Source organism: Ensifer sp. ENS10, assembly GCF_014852025.1.
In the GTDB taxonomy this organism is placed as follows: domain Bacteria; phylum Pseudomonadota; class Alphaproteobacteria; order Rhizobiales; family Rhizobiaceae; genus Ensifer.
Window position 1 is genome coordinate 285604 of the sequence record NZ_JACVAS010000009.1, and the last position, 12907, is coordinate 298510.

Consider the following 12907-nt stretch of genomic DNA (forward strand, 5'->3'; position numbering starts at 1 on the left):
ATTTGTCGGTGTTTTGGTGTTTCCGTGGCTCACATAAGCGCAGGCGTCGAATACGCTCTCCACTGTCTCCTATTCCTCATCGAGGCGGAGGAGATAGACCAGCCGGCAAGTGCACGCGATCTTGCCGAGCTGCAGAAGATTTCCCCCGAATTCGTTGCGAAGCTTTTCACCAAGCTCCAGAAGACCGGCATCGTCGTCGCCCGGGAGGGGATTGGCGGCGGTTTCGCGCTTGCCCGCCCCGCCACCGACATCACCGCGCTCGATGTTATCGAGGCCATCGACGGACGGAAGCCACTGTTCGAATGCAAGGAAATCCGTGGACAGTGCGCGTTGTTCGGCGATCGGACGCCTGCCTGGGCAGAGGACGGCGTCTGCTCCATTCACGCGGTCATGATCGAGGCCGAAAAACGGGCGAGAGAAGTGATGGCCGGCCATACGCTGGCGAGCATTGCCGGACGCGCAGCGTCGAAGGCGCCCAAGGAGCATGCGGGCAACATAAAGGATTGGCTTGCCGCCAGGAGGCCGCAGCGCCGTCGCCGCGGCGCGGCAGCGAAGGCCGGTTGATGCTCGCCGCTGCGTTCGGCCGCGCTCTCAGCGGCCGTGCGCTCGGATTTTTCCTGCTTGCGGACAAACTCAACATCTAGAGGCGTGTGGCGAAGCGCCGTCGCAATGACGCGGTGGTCGCTTGATGTCGCCGCAGGCTAAGGTGAAGTCGGGCAAGCGAGCATGCTTGCCCGACTTCAATGCGACATCGGCGGCCGGCTATTCAGCGGCGGTCCGCCGCGGCAGCACCCAGTTCCGGCGTGGGAAGTGGCAGGTGTAGCCGTTGGGGTAACGCTCCAGGTAATCCTGGTGCTCCGGCTCCGCTTGCCAGAAGTCTCCGACCGGTTCGAGTTCAGTCACGACCTTGCCCGGCCACAAGCCCGAAGCGTTGACATCTGCGATTGCGTCCTCGGCAATTCGCTTCTGCTCGTCGTCGACGTAGTAGATTGCCGAGCGATAGGACATGCCGATGTCGTTGCCCTGGCGGTTCTTTGTGGTGGGGTCGTGGATCTGGAAGAATACCTCCAGAATCTGCCTGTAGCTGATCGTCCCCGGATCGAAGGCGATCTCGATACCCTCGGCGTGGGTGCCGTGGTTACGGTAGGTGGCGTTAGGCACATCGCCTCCGGTGTAGCCCACGCGCGTCGCAATGACCCCGGGGAGCTTGCGGATCAAATCCTGCATCCCCCAGAAGCAGCCACCGGCCAAAACAGCTCTGCCAGCTCTATCGGTCATTCAGATATCCTCCACCTGGTTGATGAACGCGCCGTAACCCTCGCTCTCCATTTCCTCGCGGGGAATGAAGCGAAGGGAGGCGGAATTGATGCAATAACGTAGGCCGCCTCGATCCCGCGGACCGTCGGGAAACACATGGCCAAGGTGACTGTCGCCATGCTTCGAGCGAACCTCGGTGCGGATCATGCCATGGGAACGATCATGCAGTTCCTCGACGTTTGCTGGCACGATCGACTTGGTAAAGCTTGGCCAGCCACAGCCGGAATCGAATTTGTCGGAAGACGCAAACAGCGGCTCACCGGAGACGATATCGACATAAATCCCCGGGCGTTTGTTGTCATTGTACTCGCCCGTGAAAGGACGCTCGGTCCCGCTTTGTTGAGTGACGCGAAACTGCTCGGGCGTCAGTTTTTGGATCGCTTCGTCGGTCTTTCTGTAGGTCATTTCGTTGTCTCCAATGGGGGCGTGTTGTTTGGAAGCTGCGACTTGACTGGCAGGCGCCACATCCGCGGCGCGCGGCCAGCTGCCTTGTCCTGGCCAGAACGATGGCCGGTGCACCTCTTGCGCTATACCTCGTTGCACCGGCCCCGCGTCGTGGGTTGGTCACTGGTTGAACTGCCGGCGAGCGATATCGTCGATTTCGAAGCGGTAGATGCCGATGTCGTCGAGTTGGTGATCGCTGTAACGGCCCAGTTCCAGAGCGGTCTGGCGGTAGCGCTGGTGAGCGCAAATTCTCGACAAAAGATAGTGCATGATCATGAGACGTTCCTTTGTTCAGCCGGCTAGGTCGCCGGAGATGGTGTAGTCGTAGATTGCAGTGGATGAGGCGGACCGTTGGGTCGCACAATTCGTCAATCAGGCCCGTGTCGAACGGAGCGCCGCAAACGAGTCGACGGCGATCCAGACGGAGAGGGCGAAGAGCCCGACATCCTTGAGCAGGAACTGCCCGGGAGCGACCGAGATCGCTGGAAAGCCGAGCTCAGGCACAAACACACCGGGCGTCGTCACCATGAAGCTGATGGTGGTCGCGAAAAGCCCGGCCGAGAGCAAGCCGCCGATGAGCGAGTAGATCGGCTTTATGACGCGGGCCGCGATGAGGACGGCGATGCTTAGCTCGAGGATGCCAAGAAGGTTTGAGAAGCCTTCCACGCTGAAGAGCGAATAGGTCCAACTCAGCAAGGGATTGTTGCTGACCAGGCCGACCAGACCCTCCGCTTCGTAACGGGTGAATTTCATGCCGCCGAACCAGCCGTAAACCACGGCGAGCGAGCCATAAAGGCCAGCCGCGGTGACGGCCTGGCCGTGGCTATCGATCAGGTCGAGCGCGGAGGCGGCGGAACGAACGTGGACACGCGGACGCGCCGCGCTGTGGTGTGCGAGATCACGAGGCATTGTCTTCTCCTGGTTGGCGGCGTCGGGCCATTCTCCCGATTGGCCTAGTAAACGATACAGGTTTGTATCGATGAGTGCTTAAATATACCGATCTGTATCGTTTGGCAATCCTTCTTTTGGGAATTTGTTGTCGCGTCACCCGAGAAATAATGCTTAAAGGCCGGGGAGGTGTGTTGGGCGCCGCAGCGCCTGGGCGGTCGGCGCGTGGCTTGCATTTCTCGCCGCGCGCGATAGAATGATACAAATCTGTTTTGTTTTAAGGAGTGAATATGCGCCGCTCAGAGATCCGGGGTCATCTGCTCGATACCGCCCTGCGCCTGTTCAACCTGAACGGTTACCACGCGACCGGCATCGATCTCCTCATCGCCGAGGCTGGGGTGGCCAAGACGACGCTCTATCGGCACTTTGAAACCAAAGAGGATCTTATCCTGGCTGCACTTGAGCGGCGTGATGAAGAGTCCCGCGCTGAAATGCGGATTTTCGTCGAACAGCGTACGAACGATCCCTATGAACGTCTTCTCGCGACCTTCGATTTCCTGGAGGCTTCGGTCCGGGACAAGCAGTTCCGCGGCTGCATTTTCATGAGCGCGGCGGGGGAGCACAAAGAGGCCGTCGATCCGGTGTTCCGCGCCGCTTTGATGCACAAACGTCTGGTCCTTGCCTATTTCGAGGAGCTCGCGCATGCGGCCCGCTTCGCGGAGCCGAAACGCATCGCCGACACGATCAACCTCTTGCACGAGGGAGCGACCGCCATTGCGCAAATGACGCGAACGGGCGAGCCGGTCCGGCAGAGCAGGCGCATGGCGGTCAGCTTGCTCGCGCAGGAGATGCGCGCTACTTCGGAACCATCGGCCAGGCCCGAGGGTGGAGAACAGCGCGCTACAGCTTCGAATGCAGGTGGAGCATAGGGTCACAATGTCATAGGCAACACGGAAGCGCCTGCGGGGGACACGATGGATCGTCTCGAAGCAATGAAAATTTTGCTGGCAGTTGTTGATGCCGGCAGTATTTCTGCAGGGAGCAGGAAGCTGAATGCCCCGTTGCCCAGCGTTAGCCGCAAGGTTGCCGAACTCGAACGGCACCTGGGTGCGAGCCTTATCGTGCGCACCAGCCGCAATCTTCAGCTCACCGATGCCGGCCGGGAATATGTCGAGGCGGCCCGAAAGATCATGGCCGACCTCGAGGAAGCCGAGCGTCGGGCGTCCGGCGAGTACCAGACGCCTCGCGGCACTTTGACGATCACCGTGCCGGTCGAGTTCGGTGCCCGCTATGTGATGCCGATCGCGCTCAGCTACATGGAGAAGTATCCGGAGGTGTCACTCAATCTCCTCTCGCTCGACAGGACGGTGCATCTGGTGGAAGAACAGGTCGACATCGCCATCCGGTTGGGCGACCTCGCCGACAGTTCTCTTTACGCGGTCAAGGCCGGTGAGTTCCGCTTGCTGACTTGCGCGAGCCCCGCATATCTGCAGCGTCGGGGCGTGCCCGAGCATCCGAGCGACCTCGCAGACCATGACGGAATATTCTTCAACAAGCGGAGTTTCTTCTGGACCTTCGATGTCGCCGGGCAACAACTGGAGTCGGTCCCCCGCAACCGTCTCGAGTTGAACACTGCGGCAAATTGCGTGGCAGCGGCGGTCGGCGGAGCCGGCATCGCCCGTTTGTTCGATTATCAAATCCCGGACGAGTTGGGCTCGGGCGCCCTCGTGCCGGTTTTGGAGCCTTTCGACCAAAGGCCCCGACCCATCCATATTGTCTATTCCCACCAAGGTCAGCTGACGCTGAAGGTACGGTCCTTCGTCGACTGGGCGCTACCTCGCCTGCGCGCTGTCTGCAAAAGGGGCGAGGTATCGCAGGCCTAGTCTGCGAAGGCGGCCCGCACCTCTTTAACAGTCCGGGCCGGATCCTGAAGATGCGGGAAGTGGCCGATACCTGCCAGAAGGTCGAACTCCGAATTGGTGCGCTCGGCAAACTCCTTGCCCATTTCCGGCTTGATGTAGATATCCCTGTCGCCCCAAATCACTTTCACCGGCGTCCTCAGCTTGGCGAGGTTCGCCTCGAGATAGTCCTCGTCGCGCGTGAAATGGGAGTAATAGAAGGCGAAGGCGTCGGCGCTTGTTACGCCGTCGCGTTCCCAAGAATCCTTCATGTCCGCCTGCACCTCGGGCGCCAGTTCGTACTGGGCCTCCGGTGCTAGGCCACGGCGGTGCACGTTATGCAGGATCTCGTCGCTGGTCTTGTTCATATAAGCCCGCGTCGGCGTCGCCGTCGGCTCTGCCTTGAGGTTCTGCAGGCTCTCATACATGTACTGCGGCCGGTTGAACGGGGCGAAATCGCCGACGATGATCTTTCTCGCCACGGTTGGTTCGTCGAGGGCCAACAGCAGTGCGGGAAGGCCGCCGATATCCGAGGAGTAGATGACCAAATTCGATCGGTCGACGCCCGTCTTCTCGATATAGGCCCTGAGAACCTTGGCGTAGTCCTTCGGCGAATAGGAGAACTGTAGCGCCGAGGGGCGCGAAGACTGGCCGTAACCAGGCCAGTCGAAAGCATGCACCTCGTAGTCCTTGCCCAATGTTTCCGCGATCTCCTTCCAGACGGTCAATGTTTCCGGGAAACCGTGCAGGAAGAGAACCGTGCCATTGGTGGAGGAGGCGGGGCCGGTAACCATGCGCCGCAGCGTGATGGTCTCGTCGATCTTGATGAAGTCGATCTTCGGCCCGGTCACGGAGATGGCGGCGCCGGCGTGCGCTGATGCAGCCGACGCCACTGCCATGGAAGCGGTTACGACGAAATTCTTGAGCGATGGCATAACCATGTCAGGCGTCCTTCTGGTCTGTCTGATCCTGCCGAGAAGATCCGATATCCGAATGGTCGCGGGCAGATGGTGTTTGTGAGAGGGACCCTCTTGAACTGAGCAAAGGCCGCCAGCGGCATGATGCCTGCTCCAATGCCCGTTCCTGCGGTGCCGCGACCTCCGCCCGCTCTCAGCCGTCCCGGTCGAAGCACGCGCCTGCGTGAGAGGATGGCTCTCAATTCCACTGGGTGCCGGCCGCCCGGCCTCGTTCTTAGATTTCCGTTCATTCGCGGATCGTCGGTTTTCGACAGCGATCCCAAGCGAACCAGCGAGACGAAAATCGCTCGCCTAAAAAGGAAGATCAGAATGAACAATATGACGTCCTCTTCGCAAAAAGCGGCTCTGGAAAAAGCCCGAGCGCTCCCTGGCCACTCGACCGTCGGTACGAACGATCTCGACGCTGCCACTGCCTACTATGACAAATTCCTCGCCGTTTTTGGCATCGGTCGCGTGCTCGTCCAGCCGGGGCGTGCCGTCTACTACGGGCACCGTACCCTCGAGTTCGGCGTGCTCAAGCCGTTCAATGGCGGGACGGCCATTGCTGGCAATGGTACGATGATCGCCTTTGAGGCCCGCTCTCGGGCGCAGGTGGATCTCGCTTATGCAACGGCTTTGCAAGCGGGCGGTTCGGACGAAGGCGCTCCCGGTCCAAGAGGCCCTGACGGCGGTGACCCTTACTGCGCTTACTGTCGCGATCCTGAAGGAAACAAGTTCCTCATCTACCGCACGGGTCCCGACGAAGCCTGACAATCAGCGTAGCGCGGGACCTCGCTGTAATCGGTGACGCCCCGGCTTACGCCCAAAACCGTTCGATGACGATTGTAAGTGTTCAAAAGGGATCTCTCAAATGGACTTGGAAAACAAGGCTGGGAAGCGCCAGGTCACGCGGCGCTCGTTTCTGCTTTCAGGCGCTGCGATCGTTGTAACGGCAGCGGTGCTGCCCGTGTCAGGCGCCACTGCCAACACCGCGAAGGCGCCGATCAATAGTGACGATATCCGTCCCTTCAAGGCCGCCGTTCCAGAGACGGACCTCGTGGATTTGAGACGCCGTCTCGCGGCCACGCGCTGGCCGGACAGTGCGACCGTCAAGGATCGTTCCCAGGGTGTCGATCAGCAGATACTTCAGGACCTCGTGGCCTATTGGCAGTCCGCCTATGATTGGCGAAAAGCGGAACGAAAGCTCAATGCGTTTCCTCAATTCCTGACGAACATCGACGGGCTGGATGTTCATTTCATCCACGTGCGCTCGCGCCATGAGAATGCACTTCCGCTGATCATGACCCATGGCTGGCCGGGTTCGGTCTTTGAGTTGCTGGACGTCATCGCCCCGCTGACCGACCCGACCGCTCATGGCGGCAAGGCTGAGGACGCATTCCATCTTGTCATTCCCTCTATCCCCGGCTTCGGATTTTCGCAGAAACCAACCTCGACAGGTTGGGACGCACAGCGGATCGCCATGGTCTGGGACACGCTGATGAAACGGCTCGGCTACAACCGCTATGTCTCGCAAGGCGGTGACTGGGGCGCCATCATCAGCGACGCCCTCGGGCGTCAGGCTCCGGAAGGGCTGCTCGGTATCCACGTCAACCGGATCGAGCGCGCGACGACATTCCCACCCGACGCCGCCCAAGCGCTGAAGAGCGGAGGGCCGGCTCCCGAAAGCTTGTCGGCCGATGAGAGGCAAGTTTTCGACGAGGCTCGCGACTTCCTGAACAACGGCTTCGGCTACGCTTCGATCCTCAGCACGCGTCCGGAGACTGTCGGCTACGGGCTTGCGGATTCTCCGGTGGGCCTGGCGGCCTGGCTCTACGACAAGATCGCAGATTGGGTGTTCACACGAGGTCACCCGGAACAGGCTTTGAGCCGGGACGATATCTTGGATAACATCACATTGTACTGGCTAACGAACACCGGTCCGTCGAGCGGACGCATCTACTGGGAGAACCTCAAGGCTGGAGCGAAGCTCTCCGCGGCCAAAGTTCCTGTCGCCGTAACCGTGTTTCCGGGGGAGGTCTATCGGCCGCCAAGAAAATGGCTGTCAAAAGCCTATCCGAAGCTCGTGTACTATAGTCACGCCTCGAAGGGCGGGCACTTTGCTGCCTGGGAGGAGCCGGAACTCTTCGCCGAAGAGGTCAGGGCAGGCTTCAAGGCGATGCGTTTTCGGAATTAAGTTCGTCTCCAAGTATGGCGGACAACGAATTGGCTAGGGATTGGCGGCGGCGACCACCGGTTGGCAATCCTGACGGCGATTGATTGATGCCCGCCTCATTGGTCAAGTTCCGGGATATGGCTGGCGAGGTGCGATGGCGACTAGCCATTCGCGGTGAGTATCGCAGCGCACCATTCGTCAAATTGTGATCTCGACAAGGCCGCGATCGCGAGAGTCGTTTGCGTCGGACCGAAACACGGCGCCTTTGCGTGAACGACTTCCTAAAGCGAGAAGCGCCCTCTTGACGTTCCACCGGACGCTGCTAATTAGAAAGTGGTCCCGCCCTTAAGACATCGGACGCGGGATGAACACTGGTGCCGGGCCCCTCTGGCGAGAGTTTTTACGGCGCTCTCGTGATGTCGGTACCGCCAGCAAATTAGCCGGCGGATTAGCTCCAATGAAAACTGATCTCATGCCTCACGCATGTGCCCCTTCGGCCGTGCGCATTTCCGTTTTGAACCCGCATATCTTCACCGAATCCGGCGTCGTTCGCGCGAAGGAGGCCCGTCGATGACACAGCCTCAATCGCATGCAAGCGCTCTCGGCTATTTCAAATGGGCCTTCATTGTCACGGTGGTGGGCCTGGTGCTCGGCGCCTGGCTCGGTTGGCAATCGACCGGAACCATCGGCGGTATGGCCTCGGTCTTCTTCATCTGCACCGTGCTTGCGGTGCTCGAGATCTCGCTGTCGTTCGACAACGCGATCGTCAATGCCAACAAGCTCAAGGACATGACGCCCGAGTGGCAGCATCGCTTCCTGACCTGGGGCATCATCATTGCCGTTTTCGGCATGCGTATCGTCTTCCCGCTGCTGATCGTCGTCATTGCGGCGAAGATCGGACCGATCGAAGCGATCGTTCTGGCGGCAAGCAAGCCTGAGGAATACGCGCGCATCATGAACGACGCGCACCTACCGATCGCAGCCTTCGGCGGCACCTTCCTGATGATGGTGGGCCTGACTTACTTCTTCGATCACGAGAAGGACGTGCACTGGATCAAATGGGTCGAGAGCAAGATGGCGCGCTTTGCCACCATCAAGGGCATCGAGATCGCCTTCGTTCTCGCCCTCATCCTCGGTTTCTCGACACTGCTCGAGCCGGCAGAGGTTCACACCTTCGTCTATTCGGCGATCTACGGCCTTCTGACGTTCCTCGTGGTTGAGGTAGTCGGCGGTTTGCTCGATGCCTCGCAGGAAACCATGAGTGCGGCGGCAAAGGGCGGCTTCGGCGCCTTCCTTTACCTCGAAGTGCTTGACGCAAGCTTCTCGTTCGACGGCGTCATCGGCGCCTTCGCGCTGACGCAGAACCTCTTCATCATCGCAATCGGCCTCGGTATCGGCGCCATGTATGTGCGCTCGATGACGATCATGCTGGTGGAAAAGGGTACGCTTGCCGAATACCGCTACCTGGAGCACGGTGCGTTCTACGCGATCCTGATCCTCTCGGTCGTCATGTACTTCCAGACCCTGGTCCACATTCCGGAAGTGATCACCGGCCTTGGTGGCGCGGCGCTCATCGGCATCTCGCTCTGGTCGTCGATCCGCTACAACAAGCGCGAACGCGAGGAAGAAAGCGCAGAAGCGCATGCAGGCGAGCGGGGCCGCGTCGAAGCGTAGGCAGCGAGCGTTTAGGCAATTCTTCGACGGCCCGACGGAAACGCCGGGCCGGTTTTGTTGAATCATTGTGGGTGATTGCATTGTCAAACAGTGCAGGGCGCCAGATAACCGTTCTATGCTGGCCAGCGATTTGAAGGATGTCCTTGAGGAGCTTTACAAGGCGGTTGCCTATCGGGTGCCCGGGGCGAAAGCATGAAGGGCCCCCATACTTCAATGATCTCATGAGCGGACTAATTCGGCAGGGGATGACCGGCGACATGGTTATCGATTCCTGGGGCCGCCGCTGCGGCACAGTGCGGCACATTCTTGGCACAGTCGGAGTCACGATTTGTTTTCGCGGTCGTTGACTCGGCGCCAGCCTCTTCATGTTTCCTCACACAGCGCCGGCAGACGCGCCATCAAACGACGTGCGGCCTAACGAAACCTCGATAGGAGGAGCCTGCCCGTGTAACGGAACGATGAAGAATTTATCCAAATTTTTGGCGGCATTGACTCGCGACGACATTCCTTATTGTATTCGCCAGTGGACTAACCACTTCCCACAGAGACCGTTTCGTTGATTAGAGTGGGGTTTTGATTGATATGGCAACGACGGCATTGCAAGTTTTGTATCCAAATTCTAGACCTTCTTACGACAACAAAGATACATGGCTTACACTAGAAGAGACTGCCGTCGAGAAGCGCTTCGACATGATCTTCAGGCCGACATATGATTTCCCCGGGGACTACATTGATGGCTATCATAAATTTCTTGCGAGCGCGCCGATTTTTCCCGACAACCTCGCTGAGGGCTGCATAGACATCGGATATGAAGGATGGCTGCTACCGGCGGATGCGTGCAAGCTGTACGAATTGGCATATTTCAATCCCGACGTGCTTGAAATCGGAACGTATAGGGGACTTTCGTCAGCAGTCATGTCACATGCGATCGTCAACGCCGGGAACGGTGGTCAGATCGTTACAGTTGATCTTGACCCGGTCCATCAATATGTTGCCAGGGTGGCGCACGACACGCGAAAAGTGCCTGGCCGTGAAAATATTCACTATTTTGTATTTGACGGCACTGAGTTTGTACGCAGTTTGTACGAGCGGGAAGAACCGCGGTTGTTTCAGATGGTGTTTGTCGACCATACACACGTATACGAGCCCATGCTGGATATTTGCCCGCTTTTGCACAAAGTGACGGCTCCAGGAGGGTTCGTTCTGTTCCATGATTATAACGATCAACGTAACGCTAACCCGGAGGCGCTTGACTTTGGCGTCTATCAGGCAGTCAACGAAACGTTAAGCAAGGAACATTTCGAGTTCTATGGAATCTTCGGCGCCTGTGGCTTGTACCGGCGCAGATAGGTTCTTGTGACGGCTGGACGGCGTTGTCGATGTCCAACCTTCTCCGTTACTTTCATTCCGAAAACTTGCGGCTTACCGCAACCCCTACCGTCTCAACAGCCCACCTTCATCACGCTGCAGAATTTCCTTGATAACCTTCAGGTCACCAGCCTGCTGGCTGAGTAGCCCCTGAAGGTTTTGATGGCGCCGGCCGTGGACGACGAAGTCTGCTCGGTGATCGTCAACCGATAGGACAGGTTGTCGATCTTCCGGACCTCGCTTTCCAGTGAGCGGAATCGCTCCTCGTTGCGCGCCTCGATCGCTTTGACCTCGACTAGGCGCTCTTTGTGCAAGGGTCACCTCACTAGACGATCTTCAATGCTGCCTCTTACGGGGGCTTGAATCAGGCCAATGGATGCCTGATGTTTCGCGCATGATTCCGACTGAAAGCGCGATTGTTTGAGGCCTGACAAATGACCAATATCCTGTTTTATCTACCGGTTGTGTCAGAAAGATATTTCGAATGGTTCGTTGCGCCTCTCGTTAGAATTTTGGTTGCTGATGCCGAAATTCACATCGTCGCGCCGCCGCAATGGCTTGCGACCGGTGTCACCGAGCGTCAGAAGGCGCTGCTCGCAGACATCGAAAATATCCAGTGGCATATTCTCGATGTCGAGGATCACGAATCGCTGCGGACATCGCCGGCAGATCCGGAATACGTGGTGAAATTGATTGAAGCCCTGAACCCGAACTACGTATTTTGTCGTAGCGCCGATGTGTCCACGCCGATGCTTTTTCCTGGCAAAATCAGGTTCATGATGGAGTCGATCATTCCGCCGTTCCGCTTACGTTCGGACTTGAGTTCGCCCTTAATGCTGGACGGTCCCCGGCTCTACGACCAGGGCTTCATGCCTGATCTCACGCTGGATCAGCGGCATGCAATCGCCACGCGCTTTCGGCCGCGGTGGGAGGCGGTTCGTGCGGAAACAGCACCTTTGCAATCTGCGAGAGAGCAGTATCTTTTTGAGGCTGGCCTTCCGGTTGACCGGAAAATTATTGCGTTGCCGCTCAACGTAGAGGCGCAGAATAACTTCTTTATCAAGGTCCACAGTATAACACCCTCGAACATAAAGCTGATAGACGAGCTTGCGTCGCATCTCGGTGATGATTTCGTCCTTGCTTTGACCGAGCATCCCCTGAACAGGAAAGGTGACCCGCTGGTTGATCAGTCGGTAGAGTCGCTTGATCCGTTGATCGAGAAATGGCGTGGAAAAGTCATTGTTGTGGATGCATCCGGACCGACGGGTGACGCGACGACCTCGTTAGTTCAACATTCTGATGGTGTCGTGATTTGTGAATCCAAATCATTCGGCTACGCTGCATTCTTCCAAAAGCCTATATTCAGGGTTTCGAAATATAGATCTGCAGATTGGATGAATGCGTATTTGGATTTTAAACTATTTTTGAGTGATATTCTGAAGGAGTCCGCCTTTGTCCCGGTGGATGATGAAGCTATGCTGTGGTTCGGATATCACTGGGCCAACAATGTGTTTGCTCTCAGCGATCCAAAATTGACGCTTGAGGATATTGTTGATCGCTTTGAACGGCCGGTAAATGCTGATCGATGGGCCGCTGGTTTTGACCGTATAGCGGCTACTTAGAGCCACCTTGCGAGGTGCGCGCAGTGCGCTGGGATCGTGAGCCGCGCTGCTGATGGTCAGGGGATGTGAAACCCACCTTTCATCATGAAGGCAACCACGCCAGCAACCATCGCACTCAGAGCTGCGCCAATCACGATCTTTCCGAGCCAACGAATATTGCCGCCCAGCCCATCCATTTTCTTATTCAGGCTCGTGTCAACGGTATCGATCTTGCGGTCCATCAGGCCGAACTTCTCGAGCAGGTTTTTCCATGATCGTCCTTGCGGGCCGTCGGTCAAGTCAGACTGCTGACGCCATTGTTCCATGCCGGAAAGCCTGGGCTCCGTGTCCAAAGTCTTCTGTTCCAATGCAACCACTCGCGCGCGAAGGCCGGGTTCCATGTCATCGATCCTGCCGGTCAAAATAATGCCCCTCGTTTGTCTGCAATGCCGCTCGTGATGAAAGGTCGGCTCCCGAGTTTGAGAGCCGGCCGGGATGATTTACTGCTGGTTCTTCGGCGCCCGATAGGTCAGCACCGCCGGCAGACCGATCGCGAGCGCGTACAGCGCGAGATAGCCGTACCAGGGC

15 protein-coding genes are annotated in these 12907 nt (G+C 58.2%); 8 read left to right on the top strand and 7 right to left on the bottom strand.

All coding sequences use genetic code 11. The annotated features are described in order from the left end of the window. The first annotated feature begins 24 nt into the window (after positions 1-24). Positions 25-564 carry an Rrf2 family transcriptional regulator gene (locus IB265_RS27460; RefSeq protein WP_192495431.1) on the top strand — a complete coding sequence of 180 codons (540 nt, stop codon included), beginning with the start codon at positions 25-27 and terminating at the stop codon, positions 562-564. 198 nt (positions 565-762) lie between these two features. Here IB265_RS27460 and msrA read toward each other — a convergent pair whose 3' ends face one another. The 4 genes from msrA to IB265_RS27480 form a co-directional block, all read right to left on the bottom strand. Then, positions 763-1278 carry a peptide-methionine (S)-S-oxide reductase MsrA gene (msrA, locus tag IB265_RS27465; RefSeq protein WP_058323391.1) on the bottom strand — a complete coding sequence of 172 codons (516 nt, stop codon included), beginning with the start codon at positions 1276-1278 and terminating at the stop codon, positions 763-765. After that, the gene (msrB, locus tag IB265_RS27470) at positions 1279-1722 is read right to left on the bottom strand and encodes a peptide-methionine (R)-S-oxide reductase MsrB (RefSeq protein ID WP_192495432.1); all 444 of its coding nucleotides are present in this window, start codon (positions 1720-1722) and stop codon (positions 1279-1281) included. It abuts the gene before it with no gap. A 159-nt stretch (positions 1723-1881) separates the two neighbouring features. Next, on the bottom strand, positions 1882-2037 hold the full coding sequence (locus tag IB265_RS27475) for a DUF1127 domain-containing protein (protein WP_112948258.1): 156 nt from the start codon (positions 2035-2037) through the stop codon (positions 1882-1884). 96 nt (positions 2038-2133) lie between these two features. Further along, positions 2134-2670 (bottom strand): YkgB family protein, encoded by a 537-nt coding sequence (locus IB265_RS27480; protein WP_192495433.1) that lies wholly within the window; start codon positions 2668-2670, stop codon positions 2134-2136. A 269-nt stretch (positions 2671-2939) separates the two neighbouring features. Here IB265_RS27480 and IB265_RS27485 point away from each other — a divergent pair, with 269 nt between their 5' ends. After that, positions 2940-3578 (top strand): TetR/AcrR family transcriptional regulator, encoded by a 639-nt coding sequence (locus IB265_RS27485; RefSeq protein WP_192495434.1) that lies wholly within the window; start codon positions 2940-2942, stop codon positions 3576-3578. 45 nt (positions 3579-3623) lie between these two features. Then, a complete protein-coding gene (locus IB265_RS27490) occupies positions 3624-4532 on the top strand; it encodes a LysR family transcriptional regulator (protein WP_192495435.1) in 909 nt (302 codons plus the stop codon). On the opposite strand, the gene IB265_RS27495 is transcribed toward IB265_RS27490, so the two are convergent. Continuing rightward, the gene (locus tag IB265_RS27495) at positions 4529-5488 is read right to left on the bottom strand and encodes an alpha/beta fold hydrolase (protein WP_246806056.1); all 960 of its coding nucleotides are present in this window, start codon (positions 5486-5488) and stop codon (positions 4529-4531) included. The genes IB265_RS27490 and IB265_RS27495 overlap by 4 nt on opposite strands. Before the next feature lie 345 nt (positions 5489-5833). On the opposite strand from IB265_RS27495, the gene IB265_RS27500 reads away from it, so the two are divergent. The 4 genes from IB265_RS27500 (at position 5834) to IB265_RS27515 (ending at position 10700) form a co-directional block, all read left to right on the top strand. Beyond that, positions 5834-6274 (top strand): VOC family protein, encoded by a 441-nt coding sequence (locus tag IB265_RS27500; protein ID WP_192495436.1) that lies wholly within the window; start codon positions 5834-5836, stop codon positions 6272-6274. Between the two features lie 100 nt (positions 6275-6374). Further along, entirely contained in the window at positions 6375-7697 is a 1323-nt protein-coding gene (locus IB265_RS27505; protein ID WP_192495437.1) for an epoxide hydrolase family protein, read from the top strand. A gap of 549 nt (positions 7698-8246) precedes the next feature. After that, positions 8247-9350, top strand: a complete 1104-nt coding sequence (locus tag IB265_RS27510; protein WP_192495438.1) for a DUF475 domain-containing protein — start codon at positions 8247-8249, stop codon at positions 9348-9350. Positions 9351-9932: 582 nt separating this feature from the next. Next, positions 9933-10700 carry a class I SAM-dependent methyltransferase gene (locus tag IB265_RS27515; protein WP_192495439.1) on the top strand — a complete coding sequence of 256 codons (768 nt, stop codon included), beginning with the start codon at positions 9933-9935 and terminating at the stop codon, positions 10698-10700. 137 nt (positions 10701-10837) lie between these two features. Here IB265_RS27515 and IB265_RS27520 read toward each other — a convergent pair whose 3' ends face one another. Next, positions 10838-11032, bottom strand: a complete 195-nt coding sequence (locus tag IB265_RS27520; protein ID WP_192495482.1) for a hypothetical protein — start codon at positions 11030-11032, stop codon at positions 10838-10840. A gap of 120 nt (positions 11033-11152) precedes the next feature. Here IB265_RS27520 and IB265_RS27525 point away from each other — a divergent pair, with 120 nt between their 5' ends. Further along, a complete protein-coding gene (locus IB265_RS27525) occupies positions 11153-12340 on the top strand; it encodes a hypothetical protein (RefSeq protein ID WP_192495440.1) in 1188 nt (395 codons plus the stop codon). Positions 12341-12396: 56 nt separating this feature from the next. Here IB265_RS27525 and IB265_RS27530 read toward each other — a convergent pair whose 3' ends face one another. Beyond that, entirely contained in the window at positions 12397-12720 is a 324-nt protein-coding gene (locus IB265_RS27530) for a hypothetical protein (RefSeq protein ID WP_192495441.1), read from the bottom strand. Between the last annotated feature and the right edge of the window lie 187 nt (positions 12721-12907).

Excerpts from the sequence above, each read along its gene's own strand:
- msrA (WP_058323391.1), bottom strand. The coding sequence starts at position 1,278 with ATGACCGATAGAGCTGGCAGAGCTGTTTTGGCCGGTGGCTGCTTCTGG.
- msrB (WP_192495432.1), bottom strand. The coding sequence starts at position 1,722 with ATGACCTACAGAAAGACCGACGAAGCGATCCAAAAACTGACGCCCGAG.
- IB265_RS27475 (WP_112948258.1), bottom strand. The coding sequence starts at position 2,037 with ATGATCATGCACTATCTTTTGTCGAGAATTTGCGCTCACCAGCGCTAC.
- IB265_RS27480 (WP_192495433.1), bottom strand. The coding sequence starts at position 2,670 with ATGCCTCGTGATCTCGCACACCACAGCGCGGCGCGTCCGCGTGTCCAC.
- IB265_RS27485 (WP_192495434.1), top strand. The coding sequence starts at position 2,940 with ATGCGCCGCTCAGAGATCCGGGGTCATCTGCTCGATACCGCCCTGCGC.
- IB265_RS27490 (WP_192495435.1), top strand. The coding sequence starts at position 3,624 with ATGGATCGTCTCGAAGCAATGAAAATTTTGCTGGCAGTTGTTGATGCC.
- IB265_RS27495 (WP_246806056.1), bottom strand. The coding sequence starts at position 5,488 with ATGGTTATGCCATCGCTCAAGAATTTCGTCGTAACCGCTTCCATGGCA.
- IB265_RS27500 (WP_192495436.1), top strand. The coding sequence starts at position 5,834 with ATGAACAATATGACGTCCTCTTCGCAAAAAGCGGCTCTGGAAAAAGCC.
- IB265_RS27505 (WP_192495437.1), top strand. The coding sequence starts at position 6,375 with ATGGACTTGGAAAACAAGGCTGGGAAGCGCCAGGTCACGCGGCGCTCG.
- IB265_RS27510 (WP_192495438.1), top strand. The coding sequence starts at position 8,247 with ATGACACAGCCTCAATCGCATGCAAGCGCTCTCGGCTATTTCAAATGG.
- IB265_RS27515 (WP_192495439.1), top strand. The coding sequence starts at position 9,933 with ATGGCAACGACGGCATTGCAAGTTTTGTATCCAAATTCTAGACCTTCT.
- IB265_RS27525 (WP_192495440.1), top strand. The coding sequence starts at position 11,153 with ATGACCAATATCCTGTTTTATCTACCGGTTGTGTCAGAAAGATATTTC.
- IB265_RS27530 (WP_192495441.1), bottom strand. The coding sequence starts at position 12,720 with ATGGAACCCGGCCTTCGCGCGCGAGTGGTTGCATTGGAACAGAAGACT.